8 protein-coding genes are annotated in these 10,451 nt (G+C 66.1%); all 8 read right to left on the bottom strand.

Features of this window, described 5'->3' with window-relative positions; all coding sequences use genetic code 11:
• A partial coding sequence (locus AC1D0P_RS15255; RefSeq protein ID WP_477677514.1) for an ABC transporter permease occupies positions 1-2,305 on the bottom strand: 2,305 nt, incomplete at its 3' end.
• 57 nt (positions 2,306-2,362) lie between these two features.
• A complete protein-coding gene (locus tag AC1D0P_RS15250) occupies positions 2,363-3,892 on the bottom strand; it encodes a C13 family peptidase (protein ID WP_477677513.1) in 1,530 nt (509 codons plus the stop codon).
• Positions 3,889-4,872 carry a formate dehydrogenase accessory sulfurtransferase FdhD gene (locus AC1D0P_RS15245; protein WP_477677512.1) on the bottom strand — a complete coding sequence of 328 codons (984 nt, stop codon included), beginning with the start codon at positions 4,870-4,872 and terminating at the stop codon, positions 3,889-3,891. Before AC1D0P_RS15245 ends, AC1D0P_RS15250 begins: the two co-directional genes overlap by 4 nt.
• A gap of 63 nt (positions 4,873-4,935) precedes the next feature.
• The gene (locus AC1D0P_RS15240; RefSeq protein ID WP_477677511.1) at positions 4,936-5,322 is read right to left on the bottom strand and encodes a hypothetical protein; all 387 of its coding nucleotides are present in this window, start codon (positions 5,320-5,322) and stop codon (positions 4,936-4,938) included.
• Between the two features lie 13 nt (positions 5,323-5,335).
• On the bottom strand, positions 5,336-6,523 hold the full coding sequence (locus AC1D0P_RS15235; protein ID WP_477677510.1) for a formate dehydrogenase subunit gamma: 1,188 nt from the start codon (positions 6,521-6,523) through the stop codon (positions 5,336-5,338).
• 14 nt (positions 6,524-6,537) lie between these two features.
• The gene (locus AC1D0P_RS15230) at positions 6,538-6,768 is read right to left on the bottom strand and encodes a hypothetical protein (protein WP_477677509.1); all 231 of its coding nucleotides are present in this window, start codon (positions 6,766-6,768) and stop codon (positions 6,538-6,540) included.
• Complete coding sequence (gene fdh3B / locus AC1D0P_RS15225) at positions 6,765-7,385, bottom strand: formate dehydrogenase FDH3 subunit beta (protein ID WP_007873612.1); 621 nt, start codon at positions 7,383-7,385, stop codon at positions 6,765-6,767. The genes AC1D0P_RS15230 and fdh3B overlap by 4 nt, the downstream gene beginning before the upstream one ends.
• A 12-nt stretch (positions 7,386-7,397) precedes the next feature.
• A complete protein-coding gene (locus tag AC1D0P_RS15220; protein WP_477677508.1) occupies positions 7,398-10,373 on the bottom strand; it encodes a formate dehydrogenase subunit alpha in 2,976 nt (991 codons plus the stop codon).
• Positions 10,374-10,451 lie beyond the last annotated feature (78 nt).

The raw sequence follows: 10,451 nt of genomic DNA, 5'->3' as shown, positions 1-10,451 counted from the left end.
CCCGCGCCCCCACCGCCCGCATGATGGCGAATTCGCGGGCGCGTTCTTCGCGGGTGGCGGTGATGGCGGCGAACAGCACGACCAGGCCGGCCGCGAGCGTGAAGCCGAACAAAAATTCGACCGCGCGGATCACCTGGTCCAACACGCGCTGCACCTGGGCCAGCGTGCTGCTCATGTCGACGTTGGTGATGTTGGGAAAGGCTTTGACCAAGGTGTTGTCAAAGCTCTGCGGGCGCGGCTGGCCGGGCGTCGCCGCAACCGGCTCGGGCGCGCGGAAGGCGCTGATGAAGGACACGGGAACGTCGGCCGGCAATTTCGCCACCGTGTACATCACAAAAAAGTTGACGCGCATCGAACCCCAGTCGACCTTGCGCAGGCTGGTGATTTTGGCCTCGCTGGTCTGCCCGCCTATGTCAAAGCGCAGGGTGTCGCCGAGCTTGAGGCCCAGGGTCTTGGCCAGGCCATCCTCGACGCTGACGGCGTCTTTTTCGCCGGGCGTCCAGCGCCCGCCGCTGGCCTGGTTGTGCGAAGGCATGTCGGCGCTGTTGGAGAGGTTGAACTCACGGTCGACCAGGCGCTTGGCGCGGTCGTCCTCAAAATCGTCGGGCGTGACGGGCTTGCCGTTCACCGCGACCAGGCGGCCGCGGATCATGGGATACCAGTCGAATTTTTTCACGCCGCCGTCGCGCAGCGCCTGCTGGAAGGCCTCGCCCTGCTCGGGCTGCACGTTGATGACAAAACGGTTGGGCGCGTCGGGCGGCGTGGCCTTGCGCCAGCTGCTGATGAGGTCGGTGCGCAGCAGCACCAGCAGCATCAGCGCCAGCAGGCCGACGGCCAGCGCGCTGGTCTGCACCACGGCGTACACCGGACGGGCCGAGAGCTGGCGCGTGGCCAGCACCAGCCAGCGCGGCGCGGTCGCCTCATGCACGCTGGCGCGCAGCAGCTTGACGGCGGCAAAACTCGCCACGGCGAACACCAGCACCGCACCGGCAAAGCCGCCCACGGCGATCAGGCCCAGCTTGAGGTCGCTGCTGGCGGCCACCAGCAAGGCCGCGAAACCGGCCATGCCCACGCCCAGCACGGCCAGCGAGGCGGGCTTCAGGTTGCCGACATCGCGGCGGATCACGCGCAACGGCGGCACCTGGGCTAGCTGCAGCACGGGCGGCAGGCCGAAAGCCAGCAACAGCGTGAGGCCCATGCCCATGCCGAACAGCACGGGCCAGAAGGTGGCGGCCGGCAGCGCGGTTTCGACCAGGCCGGCCAGCAGCAGCACAAAACCGTAATGCACGGCAAAACCCAGGACCACGCCGAGCGCGCTGGCAAACAGCCCCGCCAGCACGAACTCAAACGTATACGCCAGCGCGATGGTGCGCTGCGGCTGGCCCAGCACGCGCAGCATGGCGCAGTCATCCAGGTGCTTGGCGGCGAAGCCGCGCGCCACAATGGCTACCGCCACCGCACTCAGCAGAGCCGCGAGCAGCGCGACGAGGTTGAGGAATTTTTCGGCGCGGTCCAGCGTTTGCCGCATCTCGGGGCTGCCCGATTCGAGCGACTCCAGGCGCACGCCGCGCACCCCCGACTGTTCAAACGGTTTCTTGATTTCCGCGTCGGCCCATTTGACGTAGGCCTTCACCGCCTTGTCGTCGCCGGCGACGGCAAAACGGTAGTTGGTACGGCTGGCGGGCTGGATCAGGTTGGTGGCTTTGACGTCGGCCTCATTGACCATGACGCGCGGCGAAAAGCTGATAAAGCCCGCGCCTCGATCCGGTTCCTGCACGATGATGCGCGTGAGCTTGAAGCCGGCGTCGCCCATGAGCAGCGTCTGGCCGAGCTTGAGGCCCAGCGCGTCGAGCAGCGAGGCATCGGCCCAGGCCGTGCCGGGGGCGGGCACCTCGCTTGTGTCGGCGCCGGGCTCTTCGGGGCTGCCGGCCACCTTCATGCTGCCGCGCAGGGGATAGCCTTCGGGCACGGCCTTGAAGGCCACCAGCTTGCTGGCGCCGCCGTCGGCTTCGGTAGCGCGTCCCATGGTGGGAAAGGTGACGGTGGAAATGCCCTTGAGGCCCAGCGCCTGCGCCTTCGCGATAAAAGCGGCAGGCGTCTGGCCGTCGCTGCGGACCACGGCGTCGCCGCCCAGCAGCTGGCGTGCATCGCGCTGCAAACCGCCCTTGAGGCGGTCGGCAAAAAAGCCGACGGCCGTCAGCGCCGCGACGGCCAGGGTGACAGCCACGATGAGCAGGCGCAGCTCACCCGCGCGCAGGTCGCGCAGCATGGTTTTCCAGCCGAGCTTGAGGAAAAGGGTGTTCATGCGCCGACCATAACGCAAAGTGCGCAGCCCTGGGCGATGGCCGGGTTTCGAACCGGGTTATGGACGGCCGGCGGCCCCAGGCGCGGCAGCGGCGGCCGACGGCAGCGCGTCCAGGCGTTTTTCCAGCGCGCGCAGCACCGGCGCGATGCCGGCACCGACCCGGATCTGCGGGTTGGAAAAGCCATCTTCCTTGCCGGCGTCGATCTCGCGCTGCTTGATCAGCGGCACGGCGCGGGCAAAGGCCTGCTCGAAGGAATGCGTCTTGCGCAGCTGCTCGTCGAACAGGGCGCGGCCGAAGAAGGTGAGCTCGGAGCGTCGGCCGCAGCCGTAGGAGGTGTGGGTGGCGTCGGCCGCCGTCATGACCAGGGTGGTGTCGCCGGCCAGCGCATCGACCCAGCCGCCGGAATAGCAGGCCGAAATCGCGATCACGCGGTTGCGCACGCCCGACCTGTCGAGCGCCTCGCGCAGCTCGGCCGGGCTTACGGGCGGCACTTCCAGCGGCCAGTGGGAGGCGGCCAGCTTGAAGTCGCCGGCGCCGTGCGAGGTCATATAGACCACCAGTACATCCTTCTCGCGGTCCATGCGCTGGGCAATCGCGTCGATGGCGCGCTCCAGGTTCAGCGCGGTGGCCCAGGGGTGGGTTTGCGTGGTGGTGGCGTGGTTGACCAGGTGCACCACGCGGCCTTCGGCGTCAAAACGCTCGGCCAGCACGCGGCTGACCAGGGTGCTTTCGCGCAGGAACACGTCTTCCGAGGCATAGGGGGCGAACACCAGGGCGTACACGTCGGTGACGCCGGGGCGCTCATGCGCGATGGCGGCCATGGTCTTTTCCCAGAGCGCCTGCTGCACCTCGAAGGTCTGCTGGCTCAGTTGCAGCCGGGGCCCGTCGTCGGCGTCGCCGCGCGCGGCGTAGTCTTGCTGCCAGGTGCGGACCTCGAATTGCCAGGCCATGAGGCCGCTGGAGACTACCAGCACCAGCGCGAACATCGCCGTGCGCCAGCCCGGCCCGGCAAAGCGCCAGACCAGCACGACGGCCGTTCCTACGCCCCAGGTGACGAACAGGCCGTAAAAGCCCCAGTAAACCCAGGGCGACGAGAACACCGAACTCTTGACCCAACCCTGGGCGAAAGCAGCGATGACCCCCTGGTACAGCACCGTCGCCGGAAGCGAGGAGAGCAGCCACAAAACGAAGCAGGCGGCGATCCCGCTCAAGCCTTCGCCGGCGGATTCATCCGGGCTGCCCGCTCGTGCGGTGTCCAGCGTGGGAAGGGCCCACCAGGCCAGGCCCAGGAACACGCCCGCGGTCCACCAACCCGACAGCCAGGCCTGCAGGTCCAGGCGCGCGGGGCCGGCCACTTCCAGGCGGGCTAACGCCAGTTCAAGGCCAAGCACCAGCACCGTCAGCAGCAGCACCTGCAGCGGCGTGGGCGCGCTCCCCGCCACGCGAGGTTTCAGGAACACTCCCGCACGCAGGCCCTCGCCCACCCAGCGCAGCAGCGAGAGGCCGGCGCCCGGCTTGCCGCGCATAGGCAACGCTTCGGGAATTCCGGGAAGCGTGGGCTGGACGTCGGTATCGGTAGCGGTCATGTCGGCGCGGTGGAAAAAGGGGCCGGCCTGGCGCCGGCGAGTTCGGGCTGCAGCGTGAGCCGCTGCGGGTTGGCGTAGCAGACGAAGCGCTTGTTGGTGGCGCGGCCTATGGCACACAGGCCCACGGCCTGCGCGACCTGGTGGCCCATCTGCGTGATGCCGCTGCGAGAGACCACGATGGGTACGCCCATCTGCGCGGATTTGATGACCATTTCGCTGGTGAGGCGGCCGGTCGTATAAAACACCAGGCCTTCCCAGCTCCCCTCTTCCCCAGCAGGGGCCGCGGAACCGGCTTTGCCGGGCCGCAGGCGCAGCGCCCCCTCGGGGGGCAGCGCAGTACGCGAAGCGACAAGCGTGGGGGCCACATTCTGCATGGCCATCCAGCCCGCTATGGTATCTATTGCATTGTGGCGGCCAACGTCTTCCACGAACAGCAGCATCTCGGGATCACCGGCCGTCATCGCGAACAGCGCGCAGGCATGCACCGAGCCGGCGGATTTGTACGTCGTTTCCTTGAGCCTGATGGTGTTGACCAGGGCATAAAGCTGGCCCTGGCTGATGCGTGCATCGCGGGGCAGCACGATGCCCTCCACCTCGTCCATCAGGCCGCCGAACACGCTGCCCTGGCCGCAGCCCGTGGTAACCACGCGGCGCGCGGTTTTTTCTTCAATGTCTTCGATGCCATGGCGCGTCTTGACGGCGGCAGCGCCGACGTCCCAGTCCACGGTGATGGAGTCGATGTCGGCCGCATCCTTGACCAGCCGCTGGTTGCGCAGGTAGCCCAGCACCAGCAGCTCGGGGTGCGCGCCCAGCGTCATCAGCGTCACGAGCTCTCGCTTGTCGACGTACACCGTGAGCGCGCGCTCGGCCGGGATGGAGATGCGCTGCGTTTCGCCGTATTCGTTGACGGCCTCCACCTCGCAGGTCAGGGGCGCCTGGGCATGGGTCAGGCGCGGCAGGAGAGGTGTCGAAACGGGCATGCGGCAAGACTACAACAAAAAAGCCGGCCCCTTGCGGAGTCGGCTCTTCGGGAGTGAAAAGGGTCAGGATTTCTTGGCGGGGTTGCCTACCGCATCAGGCTGCTTGGTGCTGGGCGGGCTGGCGGCCGTGCCGGCCGGCGAATGCGCGCCCGCGGCTTCCAGCGGTTTGGCTTGCGGCGGCGTATAGGCAAAGGGGCCCGGGTCAGCGCAGGCGGGCGCAGGCGCCGGCGGCTTGGTTTCCTTGCCGGCGGCCTTGGCGGACTTGTAATAGGCGGCGGCCACCTTGTCCTGCGACTTGCACAGCTGGTAGGCATCGACCTTGCCGGTCCACGCGGTTTTGGCGGCAGCTTCGGCGGCCTTGGCCTTGGCCTCGTCGCTCAGCGGCGGCAGCTTGGCCAGCACCGTGGCCGACGCGGCGGCCAGCGTGGCCAGGATCAGGAGTTTTTTCATCGTGGAGTCCTTTCTATGCCTGTGCGATCTGGCCCGGCGGATCCACCGGCGGCGTGCTGCGCTGGGCCGGGATGTTGCCGGCCTTGACCTCGTCATACCAGTATTCGTGGTGCTCCCTGGCCCAGGTCTCGTCGACATAACCGGTTCGCATGGCCTTATAGGCGCCCTGCATGCCGATGGTGCCCAGGTAGATGTGGCCGAGGAACATGCACATCATGAGCACCGTGGCCACGGCATGCACCATGTGCGCGACCTGCATGGTGGCGCGCTCATAGACCAGGCCGGGCAGCAGCTTGTCGAGCACAAAGCCCGAGGACACGACCACGATGCCGAGGAAGAACACGCCGCCCCAGAAGATGAGTTTTTCGCCCGCGTTGAAACGGTTCGAAGGCGGCTCGTCGCCCTTGATCAGCCCGCCGCCCTTGGCCAGCCAGCGAAGGTCGCCTTTCTGCGGCCAGTTGTCGCGCAGGAAAGTGAAAAACACGATCACCAGCGACACCGCGAACAGCGGGCCGGCGAAGTTGTGCATGGTTTTGAGCGTCCAGGTCAGCCAGCCGAAGAGCGCGCCGCCTATGACAGGCAACAGGAAGAACTTGCCGAAGGCCATCACCAGGCCGGAAATGGCCAGGATGGAGAACGCGATCGCGTTGGACCAGTGCGCCGCGCGCTCGAAAGGCGTGAAGCGCTCTATCTTGCGGCCGGTGTCGGCGCCATGGGTTTTGATCGAGCCCTTGCTGAAGTAAAAAATCGCGATCGCCAGCAGCACGATCAGGAACAGCGAACCGCCGTAGGGAATGATCCAGTGGTTGCGCACCTGGCGCCAGGCCTCGCCGGCGTTGGTCAGGCGCGAGCCGGGGTATTGCACAAAGGGCTGGATCAGGTTGCCGGCTTCGGGCGCCTCGCTTTTGGGCAGGCTGCTGTAGCCGGTGACGCCCTCGCCCACCTGGCGCCATAGGGGCGCGTTGTTGCCGGGCTGCACCTTGGCGCGTTCGCCGTTGGATTGCTTCGCGTAGTTGGGGTCGGCGCTGGCGTCGGGCTTGACCTCAAAAATATTCTGGCCCTGGATGCCGCCCGCTGCGGCCGGTGCGGGCGCGGCGACACCAGGGGACTGGGGCGCGGCTGCCGGCGCAGGGGACTGCGCGGCCGCCAGCCCGACAAGGCCGGCTGCCAGCAGAAAAAGAACGGGTCGGGCAAACAACATAAGGCCTCCGGTCGCTATTTCGACGTACCCGTCCTGGTGTATTCGTTCTGGCTGTTCTGCGCGCGGGCCTTGAGGCCCTGCTCCCAGCTGGTCTTGTCGCCCTTGGTCCAGCCGGGCGCCGCGAAGGCGTTGTCGGTGCCCTGGAAAGCCGCGCCGTCGTTTCGCGCGGCGCCCAGGGTCTGCGGTTTTTCGCCGCAGCCGGTCAGCGCGGCCGCCAGGCAAACCAGCATCGCGAGGCGCTTCATGATTTGGCTCCCGCGGGCGGCTGGCCYGCYTGTTTCGATCCGTAGGCTGTSCCCCAGCCCCAGACTTCGGCGCCCTTGCCGCGCTGCACCACGCGGTTGCGGAAGATRTCGGCSACCACGTCGCCGTCGCCGGCCAGCAGGGCTTTGGTGGAACACATCTCGGCGCAGGCCGGCAGCTTGCCTTCGGCCAGGCGGTTGCGGCCGTATTTCTCAAACTCGGCCTGGCTGCCGTTGACCTCGGGGCCGCCGGCGCAGAAGGTGCACTTGTCCATCTTGCCGCGCACGCCGAAAGTGCCGGCCGCCGGGAACTGCGGCGCGCCGAAGGGGCAGGCATAGGAGCAGTAGCCGCAGCCTATGCAGATGTCTTTGTCATGCAGCACCACGCCCTCGTCGGTGCGGTAAAAGCAGTTGACGGGGCAGACGGCCATACATGGCGCGTCGCTGCAGTGCATGCAGGCCACCGAAATGGATTTCTCGCCGGGAACGCCGTCATTGAGTGTCACCACGCGGCGCCGGTTAACGCCCCAGGGGACTTCGTTCTCGTTCTTGCAGGCGGTGACGCAGCCGTTGCATTCGATGCAGCGCTCGGCGTCACAGACAAATTTCATTCTTGCCATGTCTTGCTCCTCTTATGCCGCACGTTCGATATTGCAGACGGTTGTTTTGGTTTCCTGCATCATCGTGACGCTGTCATAACCATAGGTTGTCGCGGTGTTCACGGCCTCGCCGCGCACCACCGGTGCCGCGCCGTTGGGGTAGTAGGCCAGCATGTCGGCACCCTGCCAGCGGCCCGAGAAGTGGAAGGGCATCCATACCGTGTCAGGGCCGACGCGCTCGGTCACCATGGCCTGCACGTTGAGGCGCGCACCCGTCGGGCTGGCCAGCCAGACGCGCTCGCCGTTGCGTATGCCGCGATCGGAAGCGGTCTTGGGATTGATCTCCACAAAGGCCTCCTGCTGCAACTCGGCCAGCCAGGGGTTGGACCGGGTTTCTTCCCCGCCGCCTTCGTATTCGACCAGGCGGCCCGAGGTCAGGACCAGCGGGAATTTCTCATGCACCTTGTCGGCGATGTTTTTCTGCTGGATGGTCTTGTACAGCGTGGGCATGCGCCAGAAGGCTTTCTTGTCGTCATGCGTCGGGTACTTGGCCTGCAGGTCGGCACGGTTGCCGTACAGCGGCTCGCGGTGCTGCGGAATCGCGTCGGGAAAGTTCCAGACCACCGCGCGCGCCTTGGCGTTGCCGAAGGGATGGCAGCCGTGGAGCTTCATGGTGACGCGGATGATGCCGCCGGAAGCATCGGTCTTCCAGTTCTTGCCCTCAGCCGCGGTTTTTTCAGCATCGGTCAGGTCGTCCCACCAGCCGAGTTTTTTGAGCAGCAGGTGGTCGAATTCGGGGTAGCCGGTGGTGATCTCGGCGCCCTRGGAATACGAGCCGTCTTCGGCCAGCAGGTTGACGCCATCCTTTTCAACGCCGAAATTGGCGCGGAAGTTGCCGCCGCCGTCCATGACGTGTTTGGAGGTGTCATAAAGATTGGGCGAGCCTGGATGCTTGAGCTCCGGGTTGCCCCAGCAAGGCCACGGCAGGCCGAAGTAGTCGCCCGTGGTGTCGTAGCCGGTGACCTTGTCCTTGCCGCCTTTGGACTTGAGTGTCTTGACGTCGAACAGGTGCATATTGCGCATGTGCGCCTGCAGGCGCTCGGGGCTCTGCCCGGTGTAGCCAATGGTCCAGACGCACTTGTTGATCTCACGCAGGATGTCGTCCGGCACGGGCTCGTCCATGCCCTTGACCTTCTGCATCTTGTAGTTCTTCGACAGCTCCTTGGCGAAGCCGAGCTTTTCGGCGAACTGGTGCATGATCATGTGGTCGCTGCGGCTTTCCCACAACGGCTCTATGACTTTTTCGCGCCATTGCAGCGAGCGGTTGGAGGCGGTCACCGAGCCGCTGGTTTCAAACTGGGTCGCGGCCGGCAGCAGATAGACCGCGCGTTTGGGGTTCTGGTCTTCGGCCTTGCCGGGCATGGCGGCCATGGCGGCGGTGGCAGAAGGGTAAGGGTCCACCACGACCAGCAGGTCCAGCTTGTCCATGGCGCGCTTCATTTCCAGGCCGCGCGTCTGCGAGTTGGGCGCATGGCCCCAGAAGAACACGCCGCGCAGGTTGGAATCCTGGTCTATCAGCTCGTTTTTCTCGAGCACACCGTCAATCCAGCGCGAGACCGTGATGCCGGGCTTGCCCATCATCGCGGCGGAGGCGTAGCGGCCCTTGATCCAGTCGAAGTCGACGCCCCAGGTCTTGGCGAAATGTTTCCACGAACCTTCGGCCAGGCCGTAGTAGCCGGGCAGCGAATCGGGATTGGGGCCGACGTCGGTCGCGCCCTGCACGTTGTCGTGGCCGCGGAAAATATTCGCGCCGCCGCCGGACTTGCCGATATTGCCCAGCGCCAGTTGCAGGATGCAGGAGGCACGCACGATGGCGTTGCCCGTGGTGTGCTGCGTCTGGCCCATGCACCAGACAATCGTGCTGGGACGGTTCTGGCTCATCATGGTGGCCACCTTGAGCGTGGTGGCTTCGTCCACGCCGCAGGCTTCGAGCACCTTGTCGGGCGTCCACTTGGCCATCACGTCGGCCTTGACCTTGTCCATGCCGTAGACACGGTCGTTGATGTATTTCTTKTCTTCCCAGCCGTTCTTGAAGATGTGGTACAGCACGCCGAAGAGGAAGGGAATGTCGGAGCCCGAGCGTATGCGCACATACTCGTCGGCCTTGGCCGCCGTGCGCGTGAAGCGCGGGTCCACCACGATCAGCTTGCAGCCGGTTTCCTTGGAATGCAGCATGTGCAACATGCTGACCGGGTGGGCTTCGGCGGCATTGGAGCCTATGTACAACGCGCACTTGCTGTTCTGCATGTCGTTGTAGGAATTGGTCATGGCGCCGTAGCCCCAGGTATTGGCAACGCCGGCCACCGTGGTCGAGTGGCAGATGCGGGCCTGGTGGTCGCAGTTGTTGCTGCCCCAGAAGCTCACGAACTTGCGCAGCAGGTAGGACTGCTCGTTGCTGTGCTTTGAGGAGCCCACCCAGTACACCGAATCGGGACCGCTGTCCTTGCGCAACTCGAGCAGCTTGGCACTGATTTCATTGAGGGCCGTGTCCCAGCTGATGCGCTCGTACTTGCCGTTGACCAGCTTCATCGGGTAGCGCAGGCGGTACTCGCCGTGGCCGTGCTCACGCAGCGCGGCACCCTTGGCGCAATGCGCGCCGAGGTTGATGGGCGAATCGAACACCGGCTCCTGGCGCACCCAGATGCCGTTTTCCACCACGGCGTCGACCGCGCAGCCGACCGAGCAGTGGCTGCACACCGTGCGCTTGACTTCGATCTTGCCGGTCCCGTCGGCCGCGGCGCCGGGCGCGGCGGCCTCGGCTTTTTTGACCAGCGTCAGCTGCGTCGCGGCCAGGCCCACGCCGACGCCCAGGCCGGAGCGGCGCAGGAAGGCGCGGCGGTCCATGGTGGGCAAGGCATTCGACAGGCCCCGCGACAGGCTCTGCACAAAACGCGCGGAACCGGCGCGGTGCGCGGGATGGACTTCGGAGGATTTTTTCGTGAGCAGCATGAAGCTCTCCGTGGAAAAGTGAAACCGGGGGGCGGGGCGCGAAGCGGGCGAACGAGCGGCTAGACGCGGGTGGTCTTG

Source organism: Polaromonas sp. P1_G2 (genome assembly GCF_056405515.1).
Note: the sequence above shows the minus strand (reverse complement) of the source record. Positions and strands in the feature narration are given on the sequence as shown.

Coding starts and splice junctions, on each gene's coding strand:
- AC1D0P_RS15250 (WP_477677513.1), bottom strand. CDS start 3,892: ATGACCGCTACCGATACCGACGTCCAGCCCACGCTTCCCGGAATTCCC.
- AC1D0P_RS15240 (WP_477677511.1), bottom strand. CDS start 5,322: ATGAAAAAACTCCTGATCCTGGCCACGCTGGCCGCCGCGTCGGCCACG.
- AC1D0P_RS15245 (WP_477677512.1), bottom strand. CDS start 4,872: ATGCCCGTTTCGACACCTCTCCTGCCGCGCCTGACCCATGCCCAGGCG.
- AC1D0P_RS15235 (WP_477677510.1), bottom strand. CDS start 6,523: ATGTTGTTTGCCCGACCCGTTCTTTTTCTGCTGGCAGCCGGCCTTGTC.
- AC1D0P_RS15230 (WP_477677509.1), bottom strand. CDS start 6,768: ATGAAGCGCCTCGCGATGCTGGTTTGCCTGGCGGCCGCGCTGACCGGC.